29 protein-coding genes are annotated in these 25,675 nt (G+C 60.5%); 14 read left to right on the forward strand and 15 right to left on the reverse strand.

Translation table 11 applies throughout. The features are described 5' to 3' along the window. Positions 1 to 14 precede the first annotated feature (14 nt). Positions 15 to 149 carry a DUF7128 family protein gene (locus E5K03_RS17660; RefSeq protein WP_265338709.1) on the reverse strand — a complete coding sequence of 45 codons (135 nt, stop codon included), beginning with the start codon at positions 147 to 149 and terminating at the stop codon, positions 15 to 17. Positions 150 to 237: 88 nt separating this feature from the next. Between E5K03_RS17660 and E5K03_RS03530 the strand changes: the two genes are divergently transcribed. The 3 genes from E5K03_RS03530 to E5K03_RS03540 all read left to right on the forward strand — a co-directional run bounded on the left by E5K03_RS03530 (position 238) and on the right by E5K03_RS03540 (position 3,806). Then, positions 238 to 2,385: a CDC48 family AAA ATPase gene (locus E5K03_RS03530; protein WP_138004991.1), complete on the forward strand. Its 2,148-nt coding sequence runs from the start codon at positions 238 to 240 to the stop codon at positions 2,383 to 2,385. Positions 2,386 to 2,412: 27 nt separating this feature from the next. Next, on the forward strand, positions 2,413 to 2,823 hold the full coding sequence (locus tag E5K03_RS03535) for a DUF7522 family protein (protein ID WP_138004992.1): 411 nt from the start codon (positions 2,413 to 2,415) through the stop codon (positions 2,821 to 2,823). A 71-nt stretch (positions 2,824 to 2,894) separates the two neighbouring features. Next, complete coding sequence (locus E5K03_RS03540; protein WP_138004993.1) at positions 2,895 to 3,806, forward strand: hypothetical protein; 912 nt, start codon at positions 2,895 to 2,897, stop codon at positions 3,804 to 3,806. Between the two features lie 25 nt (positions 3,807 to 3,831). Here the strand turns inward: E5K03_RS03540 and E5K03_RS03545 are convergent, their stop codons facing one another. The 4 genes from E5K03_RS03545 to E5K03_RS03560 form a co-directional block, all read right to left on the reverse strand. Beyond that, on the reverse strand, positions 3,832 to 4,158 hold the full coding sequence (locus E5K03_RS03545; RefSeq protein ID WP_138005255.1) for a hypothetical protein: 327 nt from the start codon (positions 4,156 to 4,158) through the stop codon (positions 3,832 to 3,834). Between the two features lie 118 nt (positions 4,159 to 4,276). Continuing rightward, positions 4,277 to 4,699: a hypothetical protein gene (locus E5K03_RS03550; protein ID WP_138004994.1), complete on the reverse strand. Its 423-nt coding sequence runs from the start codon at positions 4,697 to 4,699 to the stop codon at positions 4,277 to 4,279. Position 4,700: 1 nt separating this feature from the next. Beyond that, on the reverse strand, positions 4,701 to 5,387 hold the full coding sequence (locus E5K03_RS03555) for a hypothetical protein (protein WP_171006583.1): 687 nt from the start codon (positions 5,385 to 5,387) through the stop codon (positions 4,701 to 4,703). 74 nt (positions 5,388 to 5,461) lie between these two features. Beyond that, entirely contained in the window at positions 5,462 to 5,746 is a 285-nt protein-coding gene (locus E5K03_RS03560) for a DUF5779 family protein (RefSeq protein ID WP_137197183.1), read from the reverse strand. A 242-nt stretch (positions 5,747 to 5,988) separates the two neighbouring features. Here E5K03_RS03560 and E5K03_RS03565 point away from each other — a divergent pair, with 242 nt between their 5' ends. The 9 genes from E5K03_RS03565 (at position 5,989) to E5K03_RS17070 (ending at position 14,755) form a co-directional block, all read left to right on the forward strand. Then, positions 5,989 to 7,275, forward strand: a complete 1,287-nt coding sequence (locus E5K03_RS03565; RefSeq protein ID WP_138004995.1) for a LeuA family protein — start codon at positions 5,989 to 5,991, stop codon at positions 7,273 to 7,275. Between the two features lie 423 nt (positions 7,276 to 7,698). Beyond that, a complete protein-coding gene (ilvB, locus tag E5K03_RS03570; RefSeq protein ID WP_138004996.1) occupies positions 7,699 to 9,450 on the forward strand; it encodes a biosynthetic-type acetolactate synthase large subunit in 1,752 nt (583 codons plus the stop codon). Beyond that, positions 9,447 to 10,151, forward strand: coding sequence for an acetolactate synthase small subunit (ilvN, locus tag E5K03_RS03575; protein WP_138004997.1), 705 nt, complete (start codon positions 9,447 to 9,449; stop codon positions 10,149 to 10,151). Before ilvB ends, ilvN begins: the two co-directional genes overlap by 4 nt. Positions 10,152 to 10,180: 29 nt before the next feature. Next, the gene (gene ilvC, locus E5K03_RS03580) at positions 10,181 to 11,224 is read left to right on the forward strand and encodes a ketol-acid reductoisomerase (protein ID WP_138004998.1); all 1,044 of its coding nucleotides are present in this window, start codon (positions 10,181 to 10,183) and stop codon (positions 11,222 to 11,224) included. Then, entirely contained in the window at positions 11,221 to 11,538 is a 318-nt protein-coding gene (locus E5K03_RS03585) for a hypothetical protein (protein WP_138004999.1), read from the forward strand. The genes ilvC and E5K03_RS03585 overlap by 4 nt, the downstream gene beginning before the upstream one ends. Next, entirely contained in the window at positions 11,535 to 12,947 is a 1,413-nt protein-coding gene (gene leuC / locus E5K03_RS03590; protein WP_138005000.1) for a 3-isopropylmalate dehydratase large subunit, read from the forward strand. Before E5K03_RS03585 ends, leuC begins: the two co-directional genes overlap by 4 nt. Beyond that, the gene (locus E5K03_RS03595) at positions 12,947 to 13,549 is read left to right on the forward strand and encodes a 3-isopropylmalate dehydratase small subunit (protein WP_138005001.1); all 603 of its coding nucleotides are present in this window, start codon (positions 12,947 to 12,949) and stop codon (positions 13,547 to 13,549) included. The genes leuC and E5K03_RS03595 overlap by 1 nt, the downstream gene beginning before the upstream one ends. Next, a complete protein-coding gene (leuB, locus tag E5K03_RS03600; protein WP_138005002.1) occupies positions 13,546 to 14,523 on the forward strand; it encodes a 3-isopropylmalate dehydrogenase in 978 nt (325 codons plus the stop codon). The genes E5K03_RS03595 and leuB overlap by 4 nt, the downstream gene beginning before the upstream one ends. A gap of 85 nt (positions 14,524 to 14,608) precedes the next feature. Continuing rightward, a complete protein-coding gene (locus E5K03_RS17070; protein ID WP_171006584.1) occupies positions 14,609 to 14,755 on the forward strand; it encodes a DUF7557 family protein in 147 nt (48 codons plus the stop codon). A gap of 37 nt (positions 14,756 to 14,792) precedes the next feature. Here E5K03_RS17070 and E5K03_RS03605 read toward each other — a convergent pair whose 3' ends face one another. Then, positions 14,793 to 15,242, reverse strand: coding sequence for a DUF5799 family protein (locus tag E5K03_RS03605; protein WP_138005003.1), 450 nt, complete (start codon positions 15,240 to 15,242; stop codon positions 14,793 to 14,795). A 115-nt stretch (positions 15,243 to 15,357) separates the two neighbouring features. On the opposite strand from E5K03_RS03605, the gene E5K03_RS03610 reads away from it, so the two are divergent. Continuing rightward, positions 15,358 to 17,106 (forward strand): PAS domain-containing protein, encoded by a 1,749-nt coding sequence (locus tag E5K03_RS03610; protein ID WP_138005004.1) that lies wholly within the window; start codon positions 15,358 to 15,360, stop codon positions 17,104 to 17,106. 20 nt (positions 17,107 to 17,126) lie between these two features. On the opposite strand, the gene E5K03_RS03615 is transcribed toward E5K03_RS03610, so the two are convergent. The 6 genes from E5K03_RS03615 to E5K03_RS03640 form a co-directional block, all read right to left on the reverse strand. Continuing rightward, positions 17,127 to 17,927 carry an enoyl-CoA hydratase/isomerase family protein gene (locus tag E5K03_RS03615; RefSeq protein ID WP_138005005.1) on the reverse strand — a complete coding sequence of 267 codons (801 nt, stop codon included), beginning with the start codon at positions 17,925 to 17,927 and terminating at the stop codon, positions 17,127 to 17,129. Then, positions 17,924 to 19,489 (reverse strand): long-chain-fatty-acid--CoA ligase, encoded by a 1,566-nt coding sequence (locus E5K03_RS03620; RefSeq protein ID WP_138005006.1) that lies wholly within the window; start codon positions 19,487 to 19,489, stop codon positions 17,924 to 17,926. Before E5K03_RS03620 ends, E5K03_RS03615 begins: the two co-directional genes overlap by 4 nt. A 51-nt stretch (positions 19,490 to 19,540) precedes the next feature. Beyond that, positions 19,541 to 20,596, reverse strand: a complete 1,056-nt coding sequence (gene menC / locus E5K03_RS03625) for an o-succinylbenzoate synthase (RefSeq protein WP_138005007.1) — start codon at positions 20,594 to 20,596, stop codon at positions 19,541 to 19,543. A gap of 5 nt (positions 20,597 to 20,601) precedes the next feature. Then, complete coding sequence (locus tag E5K03_RS03630; protein WP_138005008.1) at positions 20,602 to 21,537, reverse strand: 1,4-dihydroxy-2-naphthoate polyprenyltransferase; 936 nt, start codon at positions 21,535 to 21,537, stop codon at positions 20,602 to 20,604. 66 nt (positions 21,538 to 21,603) lie between these two features. Next, complete coding sequence (locus E5K03_RS03635; protein ID WP_138005009.1) at positions 21,604 to 22,515, reverse strand: 1,4-dihydroxy-2-naphthoyl-CoA synthase; 912 nt, start codon at positions 22,513 to 22,515, stop codon at positions 21,604 to 21,606. 56 nt (positions 22,516 to 22,571) lie between these two features. Further along, the gene (locus tag E5K03_RS03640) at positions 22,572 to 22,817 is read right to left on the reverse strand and encodes a hypothetical protein (RefSeq protein WP_138005010.1); all 246 of its coding nucleotides are present in this window, start codon (positions 22,815 to 22,817) and stop codon (positions 22,572 to 22,574) included. Between the two features lie 220 nt (positions 22,818 to 23,037). Between E5K03_RS03640 and E5K03_RS03645 the strand changes: the two genes are divergently transcribed. Continuing rightward, entirely contained in the window at positions 23,038 to 23,346 is a 309-nt protein-coding gene (locus tag E5K03_RS03645; RefSeq protein WP_138005011.1) for a transcription initiation factor IIB family protein, read from the forward strand. 18 nt (positions 23,347 to 23,364) lie between these two features. Here E5K03_RS03645 and E5K03_RS03650 read toward each other — a convergent pair whose 3' ends face one another. The 3 genes from E5K03_RS03650 to E5K03_RS03660 all read right to left on the reverse strand — a co-directional run bounded on the left by E5K03_RS03650 (position 23,365) and on the right by E5K03_RS03660 (position 25,620). Further along, complete coding sequence (locus E5K03_RS03650; protein WP_138005012.1) at positions 23,365 to 23,862, reverse strand: phosphopantetheine adenylyltransferase; 498 nt, start codon at positions 23,860 to 23,862, stop codon at positions 23,365 to 23,367. A gap of 71 nt (positions 23,863 to 23,933) precedes the next feature. Beyond that, positions 23,934 to 24,473 (reverse strand): winged helix-turn-helix domain-containing protein, encoded by a 540-nt coding sequence (locus tag E5K03_RS03655; protein ID WP_138005013.1) that lies wholly within the window; start codon positions 24,471 to 24,473, stop codon positions 23,934 to 23,936. 61 nt (positions 24,474 to 24,534) lie between these two features. Further along, on the reverse strand, positions 24,535 to 25,620 hold the full coding sequence (locus E5K03_RS03660; protein WP_138005014.1) for a glutamate--cysteine ligase: 1,086 nt from the start codon (positions 25,618 to 25,620) through the stop codon (positions 24,535 to 24,537). Positions 25,621 to 25,675: the final 55 nt, after the last annotated feature.

Genomic DNA, 25,675 nt, shown 5'->3' on the forward strand with positions numbered 1-25,675 from the left:
TCTGTGTGGAGTCGTCACTGCAGGTACGTCGGATCCTCCGCGTCGCAGGACTCCTCGTGGCGTTTGGCCTCCATTTCATCGTCGAGCAACAGGCCACAGTTCTCACACTGGAACCAGATGCCGTCGTCGCGCTTGACCTGTGTGACCATACTGCACTTTCGGTGCGCCAACGCAAAATGATTTCCCCGTCAGCAATGAGAGACTACATTTAAAGACCGATCGGGACGTATTAGCGATATGAGCGACAATCGCGGCGTCGAACTCACCGTCCAAAGCGCCGAAAAGCGCGACGCAGGGCGGGGTATCGCACGCCTTCCCTCCTCAGCGATGCGTGCACTCAGCGTTCTCAGCGGCGATACAGTCGTGATCGAAGCTGAGCGGACGACAGTTGCGAAAGTCTGGCCGGGCGGGCCGGGTGCGTCGGATGGAACGGTCAAGATCGACGCCGATACCCGATCGAATGCGAGTGTGTCGGTTGGCGAGACAGTTCGAGTATATAAAGAGTCCGTACAGGCCGCGAAATCGGTTACCCTCGTGGCTCCAAGAGAACTTTCCGAAGCCGATCTCGATACCAAAACGATCGAGGCGGCAGTCAAAAGCGATCTTCGCGATCGACCGATACGGTCGGGTGAACATGTCCGAATCGAGCGGTTGGCTGGGAATCGGTTTGTTGTGACAGAGACGACACCGTCAGGAACAGTTCGAGTGACAGCCGACACAACGGTATCGGTGACCCAAGTTGGACGCATCAGCAAGGCGGTCGATCGGATGAGCCGCACCGATAGCGACGAGCCAACGCGGACCGACGGCGTCACCTACGAGGATATCGGTGGGCTGGACGATGAACTCGAACTCGTCCGAGAAATGATCGAACTCCCGCTCTCGCAGCCAGGGGTGTTCACCCGACTTGGGATTGAACCGCCGAAGGGCGTACTCTTGCACGGCCCGCCCGGAACAGGAAAGACGCTGATCGCAAAAGCCGTCGCGAACGAGGTCGACGCGAGCTTTCGAACGATCTCGGGCCCCGAGATCATGTCGAAGTACAAAGGCGAGTCCGAAGAGCGCCTCCGCGAGGTGTTCGAAGAGGCCGCAGAGAATGCGCCAGCGATTATTTTCATGGACGAGATCGACTCGATCGCCGGCAAACGAGACGATTCCGGCGATGTCGAAAATCGGGTCGTCGGCCAGCTGTTGACGCTCATGGACGGTCTCGATGCCAGAGGAAACGTAATCGTCATCGGCGCAACGAATCGCGTCGACTCGTTGGACATGGCGCTTCGTCGCGGTGGCCGCTTCGATCGTGAGATCGAGATCGGCGTTCCCGGTGAGGCAGGCCGTCGCGAGGTACTCGACGTCCACATCCGTCGAATGCCGCTGGCCGACGACGTCAACGTGGACAAGCTCGCCGCCCAGACCCACGGCTTCGTCGGGGCCGATCTGGCCTCGTTAGCGAAGGAGGCGGCGATGACTGCGCTTCGACGAGCGAGACACGCCAGTGAGCCGCTGGAATCTGTCGAAGTGACGCGATCGGACTTCGAGAGCGCGATGGCGAATGTCGAGCCAAGCGCGATGCGCGAGTACGTCGCCGAAACCCCCACAACAGACTTCGATGACGTGGGCGGACTCGAAACGGCGAAGACAAATCTCGAACAGGCGGTGACGTGGCCGCTGCGGTACGGGCCGCTGTTCGACGCGGCAGATACGACGCCGCCGACCGGCGTGTTGTTACATGGGCCGCCAGGAACCGGGAAAACGCTTCTCGCGCGAGCGATCGCCGGCGAAAGCGGGGTCAATTTCATTCAGGTCGAGGGGCCTGCACTGTTGGATCGCTACGTCGGTGAATCGGAAAAATCAGTTCGGGAAGTGTTCGAGCGGGCCCGCCAGTCGGCCCCATCGATCCTGTTTTTCGACGAGATCGACGCGATTGCCGGTGATCGAGACGGGATCAGTGGAGATTCCGGTGTCGGCGATCGAGTGGTCTCACAGCTTCTGACCGAACTCGATAGGCTCGCGGACAACCCGAACCTCGTCGTCATTGCGGCAACGAACCGCCGAGATGCGCTCGACCGCGCACTGTTGCGTCCGGGACGATTAGAACGCCACATCGAAGTGCCAGAGCCCGATCGAGACGCTCGCCGGGCGATCTTCGACGTCCACACGCGAAACAAGCCGCTCGGCGATGACGTTGATCTGGACGGTCTCGCCGATCGGACAGAGGGGTACTCGGGGGCAGAGATCACTGCGATCTGCCGGGAAGCCGCGCTGCTTGCGATCATGGCAGTTGCGAGCGAACACGAAGGCGACGCCGCAAACGAACACGCCGACGAGGTGGTGCTCACCGCCGAGCGGTTCGAGCAGGCGCTGGCGACTCTTGAGGTGGATTAATGCGGTCGGCGTGCGAGAAGCCACCTGATGACTGACGAAGAGCCACTCACGGAAGCACCGCTGACCGACGCTCGTGCCGAACAGCTCACCCGAACCTGTCGGAGTGCGGTTGGAGACAACTGTCGATCGGTGATGTACTTCGATTCGACTAATTATATGCAGGTGTATCTCCGGAGCGATCTCGAACAGGATGCCGACCAGATGTCTTTTATCGGCCACGAGTGGCACGATTTTAAAACGACCACAGACGCCTACAAAGGCTCCGAGTTGGGACAGTATCGATACACAATCCGGACCTTCGAGAACGGCTACCTTGTCCGCGCAGGTACACAAAACGCTGGCGCGTTCGTGACGACCGACGGACTGACGATGCAAGACTTCGAGGCGCTTGCGACCGCAATTGTCGAGCTATTGGCAAGCTGGGACGATCGAGAGTGACCACTCACGGGGTCGAAGCGAGATCGCCACAACTGGAAGATGTATCTGTCCGCATCACATAGCTGGAGACCGTGTCCAGTCACCCGGTAGCGTCGGCCCGTCGGTTCGTTCGATCGGTCCGGCAGTGGTGGTACACGACAAGCGGTAAACCCAGTCCGTTGGAGCTTGCGGTCTCGTTTGGTGCGATTCCAGCGGTCCTCACTGCTATTTGGATACTGCCGATCGGGTACGAGTGGGGGTTGAGCCTCGCGGCCGAGTCAATCCGCGAACCGGGCGTGCTGGTTTCGGCGTACACGCTCAACTACGTCCACGTTGACGCCCAGCACCTGTTCGATAACGTCCTCAACTACGTCGTCACGCTCGCAGCGATCTATCCGCTCGTCGGGATCGCAGGATGGCGGCAACGCCTGGCAGTCGCCGGGGGCGTCTATCTCACTATCGGGCCAGCGGCGATTACCTGGCTGACGCTGTCAGCGATTGGCGGAACAACACCACGGTTAACGGTCGGATTTTCCGGACTAACGGCGACCCTGCTCGGCTTTTTGCTCGTCGCGTTGTTCGCCGCCACCGAAGCGGCGACAGATCGCAGTATCCAAGCATCATGGGCAGTGATTCCGTTTGTGGTATCGATCGCAGCTACACTGTTGTTCTCTTCGATCGCACCTGTGCCGCTTCGGGGCGATCTCGTGGCCCTGTGTACGGGGGTCACGCTTTTTAGTATCGGAGCGGTCCTCCGAAGCCGACCCCGGTACCCCTCGCTCGATGATCACGTGCTGCTCGCGATTCTCATCGGATCGACAATATACACAGTTGGGGTTCTCGGGGCACTGTTTTTGGTCCCGAACGGAACAAATATCTGGGGGCACTTCGGTGGATACCTGTTTGGATTCTCCTTTGCGTACGTCGCGTTCGTGGTTCCAGTGTCGCTTCTGCAAGTGATCTCGCAGAGCCGTGAGGCCGATCGCGATCGCCACAATCGGTGAGCGCCGCCACCGCCCGCACCGAAAATCAAAAGGGAAGCAGGGATCGAAGCCGACCGATCACGCCAGAACTTGATTCGGCCCGATAGCGTTCAAAAACCGGGTGAAGCACGTCGAGCACTTCGGTCTCGTTTTCGAAGCGCGACTGTGCGAGGCGATCAAACGCCTCCGAAAGTTCGACGGTGTTCCCGGAGCCATCGATGGGGACTGCCGTCGAGTCGACCGCTTGGACGATCTCCTCGGCCGTTGCGGGATACTCGATCTCAGCGTCGTCGAGGCGAGCAGCCAGCGCGGCAATACCAAATTCCAGGTGGTCGGGATCCGAAGAGTCGTTCGGCGGCGGGCGTGCGGCCATTGCATGGTATTCGGAGATACTCGTTGAAAACAACTGTGGGTTCTGGCTGTCGGTCACACCGCGGACAGTTCGACGGACGATCGATCGTTTTGGGCTACTGCGCTGCTCGGCTGATCGATTACTCGATCGTCTCGATCGGTGGTTCGGCGTCAACAACCCGAAGCTCAACACCCCTCCCGGCACGATCGAAGGCTGCGGTCGATTCATCGTCCCACGGCGGAATCGAGACAATGATCACGCCGGCGAGATCATCGCGTTTTGTCACGCCGAGTGGGCCGCTCGGGTGTGAAACAAACTTCGCGTCCGCACCACCGGCCGGGCGACCGAGGTCCATCCCGAACACGGAGTTGATCGAGCGGCCGGCGTCAGGGAGATACATGTCGGTGATAATCCGCGCATCCAGATCGACAATCCCGGCGAGATCAGCATCGAACTCATTGGCCGGCGTCGATCCAAGTGACAGCGTCACGTCGCCCGGATCAGCAGCCTCGGCTTGTTCGAGCAGTACCGACAACAGCCCACGGGTGATGTAGACAGCCATTTCAGCGGGTGATGAGCGATTTGAGTGTCTTGCCGTACAGCGCCGGTGTTCGTCCGCGAGACCCGTCAAGCGCGTCCCGAAGTATGCGGCTGGCGTTTTCGTGAATGCCGTCACCGTGACCAACCAGAATTCGCTCAGGAGCGTACGATTCGAGCGCGCGTTTCGGCGGGAACAGCCGAAGCATTGGATGTACCCCAAGTTGCTCGGTATCGGTCACGAAGTACGAGGCGGTCCCGACCGACTCGGGGACGACGAGCGTTCCGGTATCGGGGTTGTACAGGCCGGCTTCTTGCCACGGCGGCACTGACGAGTCGCGCACGACGAATGTTCGATAGCCCGTCTCACCCAGCTGGTCGCCGAACCGCTTGACTGTCGCATCGAGTTTTGACTCAACACCAGTCATCCACTCGGGAATGTGAACCGCGACGTCGTGTCGGGCGGCGATCGCCGCCGCGTCGCGTTTGTGTCGATCGAGACAGACGGCAACCCCAGCGACACCGCCGAACTCCGCAATCAGGTCGTCAAGTCCATCAGCGTCGACAGGGTCGACGAGCCAGACGCCGTCGTCGGTGGCGAGCGCGTGGCTCGCACGTTCCATCGTTTCGTCCGGGTAGGCGATCCATCCGACCCCGCCCTCGAAGCGATCGATCTCGCGCAGCGCAGTCGACCCCGCGGCTTTCATCGGCATACCGATCGCTACGGGCTACATCCGGTTAAATCGTGTCAGATGGATCGTGTGGGGTCGACCAAACGCGGGCTCGATCAGAGCCGATCGGTGTTGATCTCGACGTCGGCCGGCGCGACAATGAGAAACCGCCGAAAGTGCATGAGTTCGCCGCCCATGTCTTTGATTTCGCGGGCAAATCCGGCAGCGAGCGAGTTGAGATCGCCCTCAACGGCGAGCACGAGCACGTTCCCGTCTTGAACCACACTGATCCACTCTTCGGGCGGCGTGGTGCCGTCAAGCACCCCGAGGACCACATCGTCTGTCGGCAGGTCCTCAAGATGGTCCTCAGCATCCCGGAGATTGAGGTCGAAATCACTCATACGACTACGGTTAGTTGGTGATCTCAAAAGGTTTCGGGAGCCGAGAGAGGCGTCGCCGAACACAGGTGAGCCAGGCAATCCAGACGCCCGAAGTTGACAAACAGGGATACCACCTTCCCCTTCATATATAAATGACGACTGATATCGGTTTGTGTATTAGGTCTACAGACACATATTAATACAAGGCGCCCCGTCGGTGTACCGCGGTTTTAGCTATTCTTTTCAAGAGTCGAGGTGGACGGATGTCCAGTCGCTTCGGTACTCCAAAACGTATAAATACTCCCACGACCCAGGGCCAAGTACAATGTCTCACAACGACACGGAGGATTTGTCGGGTACCCCGGCGGATCGAGTTCTTCCAGGGCACACTGGACAACACTGACGGGATTGAGTCAGTACGAATTTTCGACACGACGCTACGTGACGGCGAGCAGTCGCCACGCACATCCTTTGATTACAACGACAAGCGCGAGATCGCCGAGATCCTCGATGATATGGGCACCCATGTCATCGAATCTGGGTTCCCAGTGAACTCCGAGCCTGAGTTTGAGGCGGTCGCGGACATCGCCGCAGCGACCGACACGACAACGTGTGGGCTGGCTCGGGTTGTCGACAAGGATATCGACGCTGCGATCGACGCCGGCGTGGACATGATCCACGTCTTCGTGAGCACAAGCGATGTGCAACTCGAAGACTCCATGCACGCCAGTCGTTCAGAAGCCAAACAACGCGCCGTCGAGAGCATCGAACGCGTCCGCGATGCGGGCGTCGAGGTGATGTTCTCGCCCATGGACGCAACCAGAACCGACGAGCGATACCTCGTCGAGGTCATCGAGGCTGTCGATGAAGCCGGCGTGGATTGGATCAACATCCCGGACACGTGTGGGGTTGCGACCCCGACGCGGTTCGCGAAACTGGTTCGGACGGTCCGCGAACACACCGACGCGCGGGTCGACGTTCACGCACACGACGACTTCGGGTTGGCCTCGGCAAATGCCATCTCCGGGTTCGAAGCCGGTGCTCACCAGGCACAGGTGTCGGTTAACGGGATCGGCGAACGCGCTGGCAACGCGGCCTACGAAGAGGTCGTGATGTCTGCGGAGAGCCTGTACAACGTCGACACTGGGATCGACACGACCCGGATCACCGAGCTGAGCCGGATGATCGAGGAGAAATCCGACATCCCGATCCCGGCGAACAAGCCGATCGTTGGGCGGAACGCCTTTGCCCACGAAAGCGGGATCCACGCCGCTGGCGTGATCGAAAACAGCGATACCTTCGAACCCGGCGTCATGACCCCGGAGATGGTTGGGGCCCGCCGCGAGTTCGTGATGGGCAAACACACCGGCACTCATTCGGTCAGGAAGCGACTTGTTGAGGCCGGCTACGACCCAACTGAGTCGGAAGTCCGGGAGGTAACAAAGCGCGTCAAAGAGTACGGCGCGGAGAAACGCCGTGTGACTGACCAGGTCATTACGCGCTTTGCCGAAGAAGTTGGGGTCCGATCGACGGAGGAGGTCAGAATCTGATGGCGGTTTCACGGTTTTTTGCTCGCGAAGAGCGACAGCCGCAGGATTCACCATCACCGAGGGGCGTACCTGCGCAACGCGGCCGTCAGCGGCCACCGATAACGCGTAATCGTTATATATCTCCGATCGGATACAACAGGTATGGTCTTGCAGTCGATCGATCTCCGCGTCTCGGCGTCCGGAGCGATCGCTGTCGACGGGTCGATTATTGTAGGGGTCTAACCCCTACCACACCCACACCCCTCGTTTTGACGCACAACATTCGATCACCAGCCCCGTCCAATCCGGACGGGCCGACCCACCCTCGACAGCAATGACAACCACGCTGACACGGACCCACAACGGAACCGAACGATCACGACCAACAGCCCGAACCGCTTGCGATCGGTTTGGCAACACCACACAACCCGCGAGGTCTCATCGATGAGCGAACACGCACCACCGACACAGGAATCAGAAGCATCGACAGGCAAATCGACACCGACACAGGTCACAGATGGCTCGACTGCGATCGTCCGTGCGCTCGAAAACGCCGGAGTCGAACACGCCTTTGGCGTGCAAGGCGGCGCAATCATGCCGGTGTACGACGCGCTCTGGGACTCCGAGATTACCCACATCACGATGGCTCACGAGCAGGGCGCCTCGCACGCGGCGGACGCCTACGGCGTCGTCTCAGGGACGCCAGGCGTGTGCCTAGCGACGTCGGGTCCGGGGGCGACGAACCTCGTGACCGGGATCGCCGACGCCTCGATGGACTCGGATGCGATGATCGCGCTGACCGGACAGGTTCCGAGCCACATGGTCGGTTCGGACGCATTCCAGGAGACAGACACGACCGGTGTGACCGCGCCAATCACGAAACACAACTACTTCGCGTCAGATTCCGACACTGTCGGCAAGACGGTCGGCGAAGCGTTTGCACTGTCTGAGACAGGTCGTCCGGGGCCGACGCTTGTCGATCTTCCGAAGGACGTTTCCTTCGGAGAGACCGATCGGGATCCCGGAGAGCCAACGCCGCCACCGGGGTCGACACCGACACCGGCGGCGGATTCGGCGGCGGTCGACGCTGCCGTTGCGGCGATCGAACGCGCCGAACGGCCGCTGTGTCTGTTCGGCGGCGGCGTGATCAAAGCCGAGGCGTGCGAAGCGGCGCGGACATTTATCCACGAGTACGATATCCCCGCAGTCACGACGATGCCGGGAATCGGCACTGTGCCCGAAGACGACGAGCTCTGTCTATCCTGGGCAGGCATGCACGGGACTGGCTACGCGAACATGGCGATTACACACACTGACTGTCTGATCGCCGTCGGTACCCGCTTCGACGATCGGCTCACCGGTGGAATCGAGACGTTCGCTCCGGAGGCCGAGGTCATCCATATCGACATCGATCCCGCGGAGATCTCGAAAAACATCCACGCGGACTACCCGCTCATTGGCGATGCCGCGACGGTGCTTGAACAGGTCCACGACGCGATCGAGACGCCGCCAGCGACCCGCGAGTGGGTCGAGCAGTGTTCAGCGTGGAAAGACGACTATCCGATGGATTACCAGACGCCAGAAGACGAGCCTCTGCGGCCGGAGTTCGTCGTCGAAGCGTTCGACGAGGCGACCGGTGACGACACGATCGTCACCACCGGCGTCGGCCAACACCAGATGTGGGCGTCCCAGTACTGGACGTACAAAGAGCCGCGCACGTGGGTGTCCTCACACGGCCTCGGAACGATGGGGTATGGACTGCCCGCAGCGATCGGCGCGCGCTTTGCCGCAGACGACAGCCAGGATGTCATCTGTTTCGACGGCGATGGATCGTTCCTCATGACGATGCAGGAGCTGTCTGTTGCAGTCCGAGAAAACCTCGACATCACGGTGGCAATTCTCAACAACGAGTACATCGGGATGGTCAGACAGTGGCAAGACGCCTTCTTTGAGGGACGACACATGGCCTCGGAGTACAATTGGATGCCCGAGTTCGACAAAATGGCCGAGGCGTTTGGCGCGAAAGGCTGGCGGGTCGACGACTACGACGAAGTCGCCGATGCGATCGAGGGCGCGCTCGAATACGACGGACCCTCCGTGATCGACTTCCACATCGATCCGCGGGCGAATGTCTACCCGATGGTTCCAAGCGGCGGAGCGAACGGCAAGTTTGCGCTGACGGAGGAGCAACTATGAGCGGAGACGATCGCGACAACAGCACACCCCCAAAACACGGATTGGCCGGTCGCCCACCAGAAGAGCGACCGCATCCAGAAGGCAGACGGACCAGTCAGGGAATCCGGATCGATCCAGAGGCAGAAGCCGAACCGAGAGTCAGACAGGCCGTCGTCTCGGCGCTCGTGGAGAACGAACCCGGCGTGCTTTCGCGTGTCTCCGGGCTGTTCTCGCGTCGGCAGTTCAACATCGAGAGCCTGACTGTCGGTCCGACCACGGTCGAAGGAAACGCGCGAATCACCCTTGTCGTTGAGGAGACCGAACCGGGAATCGAACAGGTCAAAAAACAGCTCGCAAAGCTCAAGCCGGTGATGTCGGTCGGCGAGTTGGACGACGACGCAGTTCGCGCGGAACTCGTGCTCATGAAGGTCCACGGTGACGAGCCCGACAAGGTCCATGCGATCACGCAGATGTACGACGGACAGACACTCGATGCAGGACCACGGACGATCACCGTTCAGATCACCGGTAACCAGAGCAAGATCGACGACGCGATTGACGCGTTCAGACAGTTCGGGATCATCGAAATCGCCCGGACTGGCCAGACAGCGCTCGCACGCGGGGCGACTCCAACGACGCCGGGTGAAGAGCCTGCACCGGAGGGAACGATCGCCGACGAACCACAAAAGCCCCGAACACCCGCACAGCATTCGGACGATTAAAACCACCACACAAATACGATACACACACAATGGCAAACGAACTTAACGCGACAATCTACTACGAAGACGATGCAGACCCGAACTACCTGCGCAACGAAACGGTCGCTGTCCTTGGCTACGGGAGCCAGGGCCATGCACACGCGCAGAATCTCAACGACAGCGGCGTAGACGTAATTGTCGGCCTCCGAGAGGACTCTTCCTCGTGGGAGGCCGCAGAAGCCGACGGGTTGACCGTCGCAACGCCCGATGAGGCCGCAGCAGCCGCGGACGTTATCTCAATTCTCGTCCCAGACACCGTCCAGCCGGCAGTGTACGAGGCAATCTCCGACGGTATCGAGGCTGGAAACACCCTGCAGTTTGCACACGGATTCAACATTCACTACAACCAGATCCAGCCGCCCGAGGACGTGGACGTGACGATGATCGCGCCAAAGTCGCCGGGACACCTCGTTCGGCGGAACTACGAAAACGGCGAGGGAACGCCGGGGCTTTTGGCCGTCTATCAGGACGTAACCGGTGACGCAAAACAGCGAGCGCTCGCGTACGCACAGGCGATCGGCTGTGCCCGTGCGGGTGTCGTCGAGACGACGTTCCGCGAGGAGACCGAGACCGATCTGTTCGGCGAACAGGCTGTGTTGTGCGGCGGGATTGCCTCGCTCGTAAAGACCGGCTACGAGACGCTCGTCGATGCGGGGTACAGCCCGGAAATGGCGTATTTCGAGTGCCTCAACGAGATGAAGCTGATCGTTGATCTGATGTACGAGGGCGGCCTCGGCGCGATGTGGGATTCGGTCTCGGATACCGCCGAGTTCGGCGGCCTCGTTCGCGGCGACGAGATCATCGACGATCACGCCAGAGAGAACATGGAGTCGGTGCTCGAGCGCGTCCAAAACGGGGAGTTCGCCCGCGAGTGGATTGTCGAGAACCAGGCTGGGCGACCGAGCTACACCCAGCTGCGGGAAGCTGAGGGCAGCCATGAGATCGAACAGGTCGGCGAAGAACTCCGATCGCTGTTCGCGTGGGCCCAAGAGGACGAAGAAAGCGACGAGGAGTCAGCCCGCGTGCAGGCATGAGTGAGGACAATCGAGAGACGATGGGAGAGATCTCCCACACGCATCCCTACACCGGCGAGACGTTCGGCGGGGTGTACCGTCGCGGGCCAGCGATCGCAGACGGCGGAGAGTCGTCGCCAGTTCGGACGGGGGCGACTACCGACGCGGCACCGGAATCGACGACGGATGCAGAAGCGGAGACAGAGACAGATGCGAATGCGGACACGGACACAGATGACGTCGCGCGAGTGCGCGACGTCGATCACGAATCAAGCGCGACCGCCAACGAGGTCTGGGCGCGCGGCGGTGCGGTACCCGAGGTACCTGACAAATGAGTAACGGAACGCTGTACGACAAAGTATGGGATAGACACACGGTAACAACGCTGCCGAACGGCCAGGATCAGCTGTTCATCGGGTTGCACCTCATCCACGAGGTAACGAGCCCACAGGCGTTCGGGATGCTTCGAGAGCGCGACATCGACGTCGCGTTCCCCGATCGGACGTTCGCGACGACCGACCACATTGTCCCGACGACGCCGGAGGGTCGCGAACGACCCCTCAAAGACGACCAGGCCGAGAACATGCTGTCGGCGCTGGAGCAAAACACCGAGGAGGCCGGGATCACGTTCTACGGGCTCGACACCAACAAACAGGGAATCACTCACGTCGTCGCCCCAGAGCTGGGATTGAGCCAGCCGGGGATGACCGTCGCCTGTGGGGACAGCCACACCGCAACCCACGGCGCGTTCGGCTCGATCGGCGTCGGGATCGGGACGACACAGATACGGGACGTGCTCGCAACCGGCTGTATCGCCGCAGACAAACAGAAGGTCCGCCGGGTCGAGGTCACCGGCGAACTCGGCGACGGCGTCTACGCAAAGGATGTTATCCTGAAAATCATCCAGGATCTCGGCGTCGGCGGCGGCGTCGGCCACGTCTACGAGTACGGCGGCGAGGCGATCAAATCGCTCGACATGGAGGGTCGACTCGCCGTCTGTAATATGTCGATCGAAGGCGGCGCACGGGCCGGCTACATCAACCCCGACGAGACGACCTACGAGTACCTGAAGGGCCGTGAATTTGCCCCAGAGGGCGACGCGTGGGACGAACACGTCGAGTACTGGGAGTCGATCCGCTCGGACGAGGACGCCGAGTACGACGACGTTGTCGAGGTCGACGCCGACGGGATCGCCCCGATGGTTTCGTGGGGAATCAACCCCGGACAGGTCATCGAGGTCACAGACCCCGTTCCAACGCCCGAAGAGGTACCCAAACAGGATCGTGAGGCCGCCCAGAAGGCCTACGATCACATGGACGTCGAGCCTGGCGAGTCGATGCAGGGGTACGGCGTTGACGTGGCGTTCCTCGGAACGTGTACCAACGGTCGGGTCTCGGACTTCCGCGAGGCTGCAAAGGTGCTCGAAGGCCGCTCTGTAGACGACGACGTGTGGGCACTCGCCGTCCCTGGCTCCGAAACCGTGCGTGCAGAGTGTGAAAAAGCGGGCATCGACGAGGTGTTCCGTGAGGCCGGCTTCGAGTGGCGACAGGCGGGCTGTTCGATGTGTCTCGCAATGAACGACGACAAACTCGGCGCAGGCGAGGTCTGTGCCTCTTCGTCGAACCGCAACTTCATCGGTCGACAGGGCGATAAGGCCGGCAGGACCGTCCTCATGAGTCCGGCGATGGTCGCCGCGGCAGCCGTCGAGGGAGAGGTTGTCGACGTTCGGGAGGTGTTGAACTGATGGCGGGCGTTCCACAGATTCGACGGATCGCCGGCACCGGCGTGCCGATCCGCGGCGATGACATCGACACAGACCAGATCCTCCCAGCGCGGTTCATGAAGGAGGTCACCTTCGACAATATGGGCGAGTACGCCTTCTACGACGCCCGCCGCGACGAGAACGGCGTGATCAACGATCACCCACTGAACACCTACACAGGTGCAAACATTGCGGTCGTGAACCGAAACTTCGGCTGTGGCTCCTCACGTGAACACGCCCCACAGGGACTCATGCGCTGGGGTATGGAGGGAATCGTCGGTGAGTCCTTCGCAGAGATTTTCCGAGACAACTGCAAGTCACTGGGCGTTCCAGCGATGACTGCTGACGCGGAGACGGTCGATCGCCTCCAGACGTTCATCGAGGAGAACCCCGAGGCGGGGATCGAACTCGACGTCCGTGAGAAGACGATCACCTTCGACGGCGAAGTCGTCGATGCGGAGATCGACCACGCGATGCGCGAAGCCCTGCTTGAGGGGACGTGGGATACGACCGCAGTGATGCGATCGAACATGGATCGCGTCCGCGACGTGGCCAACAGCCTGCCGTACGTTGAGGATCGATGACCGAGGAGATCGTCGTCATCCCCGGTGACGGGATCGGCACCGAAGTGATTCCAGAAGCCCAGCGTGTGCTGGAGACGGTCATCGACGTCGAGTTCGTCGAAGCCGACGCCGGCGATGCGGTGAAAGAACAAACAGGCGAGGCGCTGCCGCAGGAGACATACGACCTCGCTGCGAGCGCAGACGCCACGTTGTTCGGCGCAGCCGGCGAAACCGCCGCGGACGTCATCCTCCCCCTGCGCGAGGCGGTGGATTCGTTCGTCAACATTCGGCCGGCGAAGGCGTATCCGGGCGTCGATGCGCTGCGTCCGGAGACCGATCTCGTCTTTCTCAGAGAAAACACAGAGGGCGTCTACTCGGGCCACGAGGATCGGCTCTCAGATGACCTGTCAACGCTGACCCGCGTCGTCACGACATCCGCGTCCGAGCGCCTCGCTGAATTCGCCTGCGAGTACGTCGGCGATCGCGATGTGAACGGCGTTACTGTCGCCCACAAGGCAAACGTGATGCGCGAGACCGACGGTCGGTTCCGCGACGCAGTCGTGGCAGTCGCAGCAGACAACGGTGTTGAGGTCGACGAGGTGTTGATGGACGCGTTCGCAACCCGTGTCTGTCTCGACCCGACACAGTTCGACGTGATCGTCTGTCCGAACCTCGCGGGCGACGTGCTGTCAGACCTCGCCGCTGGGCTCGTTGGTGGGCTCGGACTGTTGCCATCGGCGAATGTCGGCCCCGATCGGGCGCTCTTCGAGCCAGTCCACGGCACTGCGCCCGACATCGCTGGGCAGGGTGTTGCCAACCCCGCAGCGACGATCCTCTCTGCGGCAATGCTGCTCGAGTACCTCGGATACGATGCAGAGAGCAAGGCGGTGCACGAGGCTGTTGAGGGTGTCCTCTCGGACGGACCGCGGACTGCAGATCTCGGCGGCGACGCCTCGACGACCGAGGTCACGGACGCGATTATCGATCGGCTGTAACCACTCGGGCGGCGTTGCGACGCACCGATCGACTCCTGGGTTGGCACATGATTTTTATTAATTCGCTGCGCACATCCGAACGGCTATGACAACCGTTGACCTCAACGAGGAGACGATCGAGCGGCTCGACGCGCTTCGGGAGGCGGATGAGAGCTACGACGATCTGGTGACAGAACTGCTCAACATCTACGAGGCGAGCGAACTGACCCTGTTCAAAAGCGGCGGCGAGTAGCACGCTCGGCGGTGCAACCACGGACGTCGCGGCAGCGTTACTCTTGGTAGGCGATTCTGACCTGGTCCCACTTGCCTTTGTTTTCGAGATGTGCCTGGAGTTGGTCGGCGTACTCCTGGGTGAGCTGTTCGGCCGCACGGAGTTGATCTTGATCGACGCCGTCGTCGCCGCCACCTAACCCGAGTGCGCCCTTGATCGACGAGACGATTCCGCCGCCAGAAGACGACGAGGAACTGCCGCCAGCGCCGCCCATCGCAGCCATCTGCGATTGGATGTTGTCAAGTTCGGGAATAATCTGTTCGACCTTTTTGGTATTCGAAACGATCCTCGCCTGCTCTGGATCGTCGGGGTGTTCGATTTCAAACTCCGTCGCCGTCATGATGAGTCCCCACTGTTGGCTGCTAAACCGCGATTGGGTTACGTACTCTGTGAACTGCTGGTCGACGGCCATCCGGTCACCGACGATCGAGTCTGTCCAGTTGCTCATACCACCGATACGACCACGAGCGGTATCAGCGTTTCCGTCCATGCGATCGCCGCGAGGCCGAGGTCGGTAGCGCAATTCCGTAACGCTATCCCAGCGGGGCTGAGTACCTGCACCTATGTCGAAAGAAACCGTGCCGGAGTCATTTATTATCCACTCCGGCATGGAGATCGTGTACGCGAACCCTGCATTTTGTACGCTCGTAGGGGAGAAATCAACAGCGCAGTTCACCGATTGTTCGCTTGCAGAACTGCTAACGCCGCATCACCGCAGGCCATTCCGTGAACAGGTGGCACGTATCGAACGTGAAGATGCTCCGACGCTCGGATTGACCGTTGAGTTTCAGACGCGTACTGACACGCAACTACGCGGCATTGTCGTGAGTTCGCTGATCGAGTGGGAGGGGACCGAGCAGGTTCAGACACAGGTGTTCCCGATCACGGAGGTAGACGCCGACAGGCGTCAGCTGCTGTACGATCAAGCGATGGACGAAGCACCCCTCGGGATCACGATTACGGATCCATCCCAACCCGACAATCCACTCATCTATGTCAACGAGGGGTTTTGTGAGCTCACCGGCTATCCAGAAGCCGAAGTGCTCGGGCAGAACTGTCGATTTCTACAGGGAGAGGCCACACAGGAAGAGTCAGTGGAAACGTTGCGAGCTGCAGTCGACGCCAATGAGCCCGCCACCGTAACGGTACAAAATTACCGGAAAGACGGCTCGATGTTCTGGAACCGTGTCACGATCGTGCCCATTCATGCTGAGAGCGGGACAGTCACAAACTGGCTTGGCTACCAGCAAGACATCACCACTGAAAAACGGTACGAACAGGATCTGTCGCTGTTCAAAGCACAGGCAGAGGGCTCAGAAAAAGCTATTTTGATCACCGATCGGGCGGGGACGATCGAATACGTTAATCCTGCCTTTGAGCGGTTGACTGGCTACACCGCCGCTGAGGCCAAGGGGAACAATCCGCGGATGCTCAAATCTGCCCAGCAAGACGATGCGTTCTACGCGAGGTTGTGGAAACAGATTACGGCCGGTGAGGTCTGGGAAGCAGAACTGACCAACCAGACCAAACACGGCGAGTTCTTCGAGGTCAAACAGAAGATCATCCCCGTTATGGACGAAAACGGCGACATCACAAATTTCGTTTCGATCGAGCAAGACGTGACCGAGGACGTGCTCACGACGCAGACGCTCGATGTGTTGAACCGAGTTCTCCGCCACAACTTGCGAAACGCTCTCAACGCGATCGACGGATACGCAGAGCTATTGGAAACTGCGGAGGTAGATTCTGAGACCCGGCAAGCATCGGTCGCAGCGATTCGAAACCAGGCCGAATCGATGCGGAAAATCGCTGAGAAGACAGCAGAGATTCGATCAATATGGGATCCCGGTGAAGACCACCGGACCTGGGATCGATTCGATATTGGGTCAGTTGCGGAAAGCTATCGGTACCAGTATCCAGACGCAGTCATTACCCCTGCCGTTGGCGACGACGGAGAAATCCAGGTTCGGAACGCGGAACTGTACAAAAAAGCCCTCGACGAGGCAGTTGAGAACGCAATCGTCCACACTGATCAGTCGCCCCCCGAAGTGACGATCGCAGTACACCGAGACCCAGATGCCAACCAGCTACGGATACGCGTCGCCGACAACGGCCCCGGAGTTCCTGCGGTTGAACGAGAGACGATCGAATCGGGTGAGGAGACGCCACTGACCCACGGTCTCGGGGTTGGCTTGTGGGTGATGGAGTGGATAACGACGACGCTCGGTGGTGAACTGCTGATCGCAAACAACGAGCCCAACGGCAGCGTGGTAACATTCCGGTTGCCGGCTCCCGGGAAAAATATCCAATAGCGACGCGAATCAATCGATCATTACTCGCCGGTGAATTCGGGATCGCGCCGCTCGATGAACGCCGACACGCCCTCTGCGTGATCGGCCGACTCGATCGGTGCGGCCTGTGCAGCAGCCTCCTGTTCGATCGCCGCGGGTAGTGAGGTCGTCGGGTTGTGTCGCAAGAGTCGCTTCGAGGTCCGCAGCGCGATCGGCGGCCCCTCGGCGATCGTCTCGACGAGCCCGTCAGCGCGCTCTTCGAAGGCATCAGTCGGATACACGTGGTTTGCAATGCCGATTTCCTTCGCGCGATCGGCCGAGACTTGCTCGCCGGTGAAGACGAGTTCGCGAGCGACGTTGTCGCCAACCCGGCGGGGCAACAGATACGACGTGCCCGAATCAACAGCCAGTCCGACCTGTCGGAAGCCGAAGCCGATCGTCGCCGCCGCACTGAAGAGGGCGATATCGCAGGCGATCGCGAGGTTGGCACCCGCACCGAACGCCGCGCCGTCGACCTTCGCGACGGTTGGAAACTCACACTCGGCGACCTGCCGAATTGTCCGCCCAATATCACGAATCACGTAGCGAACGGCCTCCTCAGCCGTGCCATCCTCGGCAAATCGCTCGATCATAAGCTCGATGTCGCCGCCTGCGGAAAACGCCGGTCCATCGCCCTCGAAAACGACACACCGGGTGTCTCCGCCCTCAAGTTCGTCGAGGGCGTCTCTGATCCCCTCGGTCAGGGCTGCGGTGAGCGCGTTCCGGCGATCGGGATCTGCGAGCGTGATCGTCGCGATTCCGTCGGTACGGTCCAAACGAACCGTTGGGTCGGTGTCGCTCATTCGTCGGTGTCTGTCGCTCGAAGCTCGAACTTCTGGACCTTCCCAGTCGTTGTACGCGGCAGTTCGTCGACGAACTCGACCTCGCGGGGGTGTTTGTACGCCGCAAGCGAATCCAGACAGTACTGTTTGATTTCCTCGGCGGTGACGTCGCTGTCTTGAGTTTTGACGATGAATGCTTTGACCGTCTCACCACGGCGATCGTCGGGAATACCGACGATCGCTGCGTCGGCTACGGCCTCGTGTTCGAAGAGTAACTCTTCGACTTCCCGCGGATACACGTTGTACCCGCCGGAGACGATCATGTGTTTTTCGCGATCGACGACGTAGTAGTAGCCGTCCTCGTCGTGGTAGCCGATGTCGCCGGTGTGGAACCACCGTCTGCCGTCAACTTTGGTGAACGCCTCGTCGTTTGCTGCTGGGAGGTTATAATACCCTGTCATCACGTTCGGACCGTTGATGACAAGTTCGCCGGTGATCTCGTCGAGATCGACATCGTCCTCGTCTACAGGTCCTTCGGAGACAGGTGGAATGTCCTCGAAGTCGTCGGTGACGATCCGACAGGAGACACCCGGCAGCGTCTTGCCGATACTCCCCAACCGGCGACCGCGTTCTGGCGTATTAAACTGCGTGACAGGGCTTGTCTCGGTGAGTCCGTATCCCTCGTAGATTTTTGCATCGTACAGTTCTTCGAACTGGCGGACGACCTCGACCGGAATACCGGCCCCGCCAACACCACACATCCGCAACGACGAGAGATCGAAACTCTCGGCGTTCGACTGGTTAATCACGTCGTTGTACATCGCCGGCACACCGTGCATGAGGGTGAGTTCGGCGTCCTCGACGACCCCCATCGCCTCCTGAGCGTCCCACGACGGAAGGGGGTAGTACGCGCCACCGCCAAACAGCGTCGCGTTCATCACGACGGTCATCCCGTAGATGTGAAACAACGGAAGGACGCCAAGTTGTCTATCGCCCGGCGTGATGTCGTCGGGCACGATACTCACAGACATCTCCGCGTTCGATCGCAGGTTTTCGTGAGTCAGCAACACGCCCTTCGGTTGGCCGGTCGTCCCGGAGGTGTACGGCTGGACAGCCACGTCGTCACCTTCACGATCGACGATGTCTGTCTGTGGCTCTCCGCAGAATGACCCGAATTCGGTCCCGACGTCGGCCTCACCGACGGTGATGATCGTTTCAACGGCAGTGTCCTCGCGTACTGACTCGACGATCGGCGCGAGATCAGCGAGCGTCACAACTGCTTTGGCCCCGCTGTCTGCGAGGAGGTGTTCGATCTCCCGCGATCGGTACTGTGGGTTCATTGGAACGACAACACCGCCAGCCTGCAGCGTTCCGTGGAACGCGACGACGAATTGCGGGAGGTTCGGCAGGTAGATTCCGACCCGATCGTCCACACCAAGCCCCACCTCAGAGAGTCCTGCGGCAAATCCACCGATTTCGGCCCACAGCCGCTGGTAGTCGGCCTCGTAGTCCTCGTAGACGACCGCAGGTTCGTCAGGATGTGCTTCGACCGTTGACTCGACGTTGGTGACGAGATTCGTCATGCGTTTTGTATTGGCAATTGAGCGGGCCTAAATCTATGGTGAATAATTGTGTTATCTGTTTGTTTCAGTTGTCTCGACGCCGATTCCCGCCCCGGAGGGAACAGTCACACGGCCGTCAGCGACAGTCACCGGATCGGGGCCGAGATCGGTTTCGAGCAACGATGCAGTGGCGAGGCCGCACGGGCGAACGTCAGGGATCGCCGCGGCGACGTGGACTGCAGTCGTCCGCGCGACTACCGCGTCGATCGTCGTCGTTACTACCGGATCGATCCCGGCCGCCCGCGCTCGGGCAGCCAGCGCGACAGTCCGGCGCGGGCCGCCGATCGCCATCGGTTTACAGACGAGCACGTCGGCAGCGTCGGCTTCGGCGATTTCTGCAAAGCCGACCGACGCCAGGGACTCGTCGACCGCGATTGGCACCCCACGGCCGCGCAGTTCGGCGTGTCCAGAGAGATCATCCGCAGGGAGTGGTTGTTCGAGGTACTCGAGGGTAAGGGGAGCGAGCGCGTCGATCGCCCGCGCTGCGGTTTCGCGGTCCCACGCGCCGTTGGCGTCGATGCGGATGTCGACGGTCGGGCTCACTGCCTCCCGGACTGCGCGGATCCGATCGATATCCGAATCGAGGCCGTCACTGCCCGCCTTGAGTTTGAGACACGAAAATCCCGAGTCAACTGCCGCTGTGGCGGCCCGAACAGTTTCGTCGATCGAGCCGCCCCCGATCGTCGCGTTCACGGGGACAGACCCCGCGACATCACCCGCGCTCCCGAATACCTCCGTGCGGAGGTGCTCGGCGGCCGATCGGTCCGCTGCGGCCGCAGCCCGATCGAGCCGCGCGGATTCAATAGCATGAGCGGCCGCAGGGGTTGTCGCTGGATCGACGCTGCGTTTCGGATCGTCGGCCGATGCGGCCGATCGAAGCGCCTGCTCACACGCATCGTAGGGCTCGGTCCAGCCGGGCAGCGGTGCTGCCTCACCGATGCCACTCGGCTCCGAATCCGCGGCAATCTGGACAAGAAAGCCACGGCGCTGGGTGATCGAGCCACGGGCGGTCGACAACGGCGAGGCGAGCCGAATCGAGTAGGGGTCAATGTGAATCTGGCTTGTCATGGCGATCAGATCGCGAGGCCGATCGCAAACAGGACAGCGTAGAGCGCGAGGAGTTTGCCAGTCCGTTCCAAAGCAGGATTCAGCATCTTTCCGGCGGTTTCGGTGAGAACGGTCCGGACGACGCTGACGCCGAGCGGGAGCGTAAGAAGCGGCAAGAGGGCAGCGATCGACGCCGCCCCCGTCGCGACGAACCAGAGCGGAACCGCGTACGCGAGCGCAGTGAACGCGAAATACTCCGCACGGCAGAATCGGTAGCCGAATCTGACCGCAAGCGTCCGCTTGCCGGTCGTGGCATCTTCCTCGCGGTCGCGAACGTTGTTCACAACGAGGATATTCGTCGAAATCGCGGCGATCGGCAGGCTCGCTACGATCGCCTGAAGCGTAACGGTTCCTGGCGGAATCGTTATCGGAAACGAGCCGGCAAGTAGCGACGCTGCCTGAACGTAGTACGTGCCAGTTACCGCGACAAGCCCGAAGAAGACGAAGACGAACAGATCGCCAAGTCCGTGATAGCCGAGCGGATACGGACCGCCCGTGTAGGCAATCCCGCTGGCAACTGACAACAGCCCAATCACGAGAATCGGAACTCCGCCAACGTAGACGAGATACGTTCCGACAGCGATCGCGGCGGCGAAGGTGAGGTACATCGCTCGCTTGACTGTCGGGGGCGCAATCAGCCCTGACTGGGTTACCCGGGTGAAGCCCTGTCTTGCCTCCGTGTCAGCACCCTGAATCGCGTCGTAGTAGTCGTTCGCAAAGTTGGTTCCGATCTGGATCAAAAGCGCCCCGACGAGGGCGGCGATCGCCGGCCAGAACGCAAAAACGCCGTTACCCCACGCGATCCCAACACCGACGAGAACTGGCGCCGCCGCCGCCGGCAGTGTCTGGGGACGCGCAGCCATCACCCACGCTTTCGTCATCGAAACGTCCTGGACACTCATTGTGATATATTGGCGATCGGGGCTCAAAGCGGCTATGATTCTCCCAACTGGAGATGGTGAACGAGTTCAGTAGTGCCAGGGATACTCACGAAACTGCGGTTCGCGCTTTTCGAGGAACGCGTCTCGTCCCTCTGCAGCCTCCTCTGTCATGTACGCGAGCCGGGTGGCCTCGCCGGCGAACACCTGCTGGCCAACCAAGCCGTCGTCGGCGAGATTGAACGCATACTTCAGCATCCGCATCGCAGTTGGGCTCTTTCGTGTCATCTCGTCGGCCCATTCTAAGGCGACGGCTTCGAGCTCCTCATGGGCGATCGCCTCGTTGGCCATCCCCATCTCGACAGCCTCGCTCGCCGAGTAGGTCTTCCCACGGAAGAAAATCTCGCGGGCCTTCTTTTGGCCGACCTGTCGGGCGAGATACGCCGAACCGAATCCGCCGTCGAAGGAAGCAACATCCGGGTCAGTCTGGAGGAACTTCGCGTGTTCGTCGCTTGCGAGCGTGAGATCACAGACGACGTGCAGTGAGTGACCGCCGCCGACAGCCCACCCAGGCACCACTGCGACGACCGGCTTGGGCATAAACCGAATCAGCCGCTGGACCTCGAGGATGTGCAGCCGACCGGCCTTCGCCTCCCGGACGAGCGGATCGTCGTCGTCGCCGGCGTCGTCGTCCTCGCGGTACTCGTATCCAGAACCCCCGCGAACAGACTGATCGCCGCCTGAACAGAATGCCCAGCCGCCGTCCTTTGGCGAGGGGCCGTTACCAGTCAACAACACACAGCCGATATCCGCCTGTTTGCGGGCGTGATCGAGCGCGGCGTACAGTTCGTCGACCGTCCCCGGACGGAACGCGTTTCGCACCTCGGGGCGGTCGAACGCGATCCGGACCGCCGGGACGTCCGTGCCGCGGTGATAGGTGATGTCCTCGAACTCGTCTGTAACCAACTCCCAGCGATCGGAGTTAAACAACTCAGAGACCATACCCCGAGTGGGGTCGGTGAGGATAAAAAATCGATGACAGAGACTCGACGACAGGCTTACTCGACGGTGATCGTCTGGACCTGCTGGACGGATGTCGCTTCCCAGACATTGCTGCGCATGCCGGCACGCGAGAGCTCCATGTGTACCGTCGAGCCCGGCTGAAGCGCGTCAGCGGTCCGCTCAGCGGTCCGATCGGCATAGGAAACGACGTGGAACGTCGAGTTTTCTGACTCGTGGGTGACTGTGAGTGCCCCGTGGGTGTTCTTTTCGGTGACGACTGTGAATTCTCCGTCTACGTTCATACACAGTAATAAATAAGACAAATATTTAATTGTATCTCAATAGCTATTGATATACCTATTATTTCTCCGTACCACTAGTGAGACCTTCACAATTGTTCTCATAGAATTGTGGATCTTTCAAGTGAGTGTGGGGCATACTGACGACCATCATACCAATCGAGTGCGCGCTCCCAACGTGGCGGACGCGTTTAAGTTGCTAACCGTCGTCTATATTCATACGATGTACAGTGCACGCGATCGCGTGGAAAATCAACAGTGGATCGACGCACTCTCGGCGGCGGCAGCCGAGCTTGAGCTGGGTTCGGAGGCTCGCTCAAACGCGGTCGATCTGTTTGTCTCACACGTTCCTGACGCCGAGCGATCGAAACCCGCTGTTGCTGCCGCGGCGTTGTACGCGGGTGCGCTCGTCGCCGGTCAAGAGCGATCCCAGCGCGCGGTCGCCGAGGCGATGGGCGTCACGCGTCTCAGTGTGCAATCAAAATGGAAGGACCTGCTGTCAGATGCTGGATTTCGCCCACCAACATGGTGACCACTGCCGGCGCGACAGTCACTTTTCAGGGTTCGTAGCTGCACGTCCCTCGCGATCGGGCGTGAGGTTACCGTGGCGATCGATCTCGCCGTTGACGATCCGCGTCGAAGAGATTCGCGTGCCGTCCTCGGCGTCGACGTGATCGACGACCTCAATTCTGAGTGGGTCGAGTCCCTTCTGTTCTCGGATCTCGTTGACTCGCTCGCCACCGTCGACCGTCTCGGGTGAGACGATGAGTACGTCGAACCCCGGCTCGGTTGCAATTCCCGTCGGTTCGGTCAACTCGCGAATCGTGAGCGATCGGCCGTGTCGCGCTGCAATCGGTTCGATCTCAGCTTTGAGGGCTGCTTTTCGTTCGTCGAATGGCTTGACGTATCGTTCGACGTGTCTCGTCTTTGGCGCCAGTTCGTCGGAGGTGAGACCGACAGTCACATCCCCAAAATCGAACGCTCGCTCAAAAAGCGCGAGGTGACCGTCGTGTACAGGATCGAACGTCCCACCGATCGCCACGTCCATACGCTCGGGTCGGTCGCTGTCGTCTTAAAAGCCGTTATCTCGTGAGGCGAAAACCGAGACCAGGGTGCCGATCAGTTTTTGTCGATTCCGTCCGCGTCCGCGCCGTCCCTGGAGTCCGTCTGTGGGTCTTCGACAGTGATCGTCACCGGCGTGGTGTCGCTGTCAGCGTCTTTACCGCCCAACCGCCGATCAAGATTGAATACCGTGTTCAGTTCTGACTGTACCTGCCCGACGACACCACGGACGAGTTCGCTCGGCGCGATCGCCTCGTACTCATAGGGGTTGTTACCTGCGCCTTCGCTTTTGCGTTTCTGCCGCGACACCGTCTCCTCATCGTGGAGCTCTGCAAGCGCCTCTCGAACCGTACTCGGATACAGGCCGGTCCCGTCGGCGATCTCCTCGCTCGTCCGATTCGGATGCTGCCGGAGATACACGTAGATCCGTGCGCGGGTTTCGGTATCGAGCACCCACGCAAGTAAGTCGACGATACCCTCGTCGAACTCCGAAACGGCCCGATCGGCACTGCCCTCAAGCCGTTCTTTGGTTCGCTGGAGCTCTTCGCGGCCGACGGGCGATCGCGATCCGTCGGTTTCAGTCTCATCATCTGTCATACTGGTAACGGCGAGCCGGCGGTTAAAAAGGGTTTCTGTTGGACAACAAAGGACGAATCAGCTACGGCTCGGTATCTAAACAGAGCGCATCACAGAGTGCCGCCAATCCATATTCGTCGTGGAGTCGTCGTTGACGGGCAGTACCGCTTTCATCGTTCAGGACGGTTCGGATCCCGGTTACGCCGAGCCGATCGGCTTCTCTGTCGATTACCTCTGAGAGCGTGACAACGCCGTCACCGGTCCGATCGATGAACGACGCGTCGCGGCCGTGTCGCATCGCGCGCCACTTGTTCTCGTCGAGAATTTCTCGGCGGATGTCCATCGACGACTCACCGTCCGCGTACCGCTCGGCGAGATCCATAACGAGCGCATGAACGTATTCGACAAACGCGAGGACGATCCTGAGTTCAGATTGTCCGTCCGGGGTTCGAACCTCAACAGTACCGTGACCGGTGTGTGGGCGAACGTCGAACCAGAGTTCGCCCCGATCGTCGATCGCGCCGTGTTCGACCATCGTCCGCTCGAAGCGATCAAACGCATCGTAGTTCTCGAAGGCAGTCGGCATCCCGGTGTTCGGCAGCCCCTCGAATATTTTCGCCCGTGTAGAAGCCAATCCGGTGTCGAAGCCGTTCCAGAACGGGGAGTTCGCCGACAGCGCAAGCATCGGCGGGAGGTACCACCGCAGCTCGTTGGCGATCCAGACTGCCTTGTCGGGGTCGTCGACACCGACGTGGACGTGGAGCCCAGCAGTGGTGTTTCGGTGTTGGGGGTACTGGATCCGATCGAGTTGGGAGCGATACCGCGGCTTCCGTGCGTGATCGAGCTCACGCCACTTGGCAGCGGGATGCAACCCTGCACCGGCGATTCGATAGCCGTGGGCTGCGGCGTGGTCGACGAGTGCCTCTCGAACACGTCGAAGCTGTGTTTCTGCAGTGCTAACATCCTCGATGAGCGGCGTCTGCGTTTCGATCGTACACTTGAACAGCTCGTGGTCAATTCGTCCCGCAAGGGGTTCTGGAGGATCGGATCCGTACACCAGATCGTCGGTTCCTGAGACGGGATAGCCGGCCGCATCGACAATAAAAAACTCCTCTTCGATCCCGAGCGTTCCCATCCGCGTGAACGCATCCGGCGAGCCAGTATCCATTAGCTGACCCCTTTGGCCGGGAGGAATAAATAGGTCGTGAAGCCGGTAGACAACC

Origin of the sequence: Halalkalirubrum salinum (assembly GCF_005543295.1) — an archaeon.
Classification (GTDB): domain Archaea; phylum Halobacteriota; class Halobacteria; order Halobacteriales; family Haloferacaceae; genus Halalkalirubrum; species Halalkalirubrum salinum.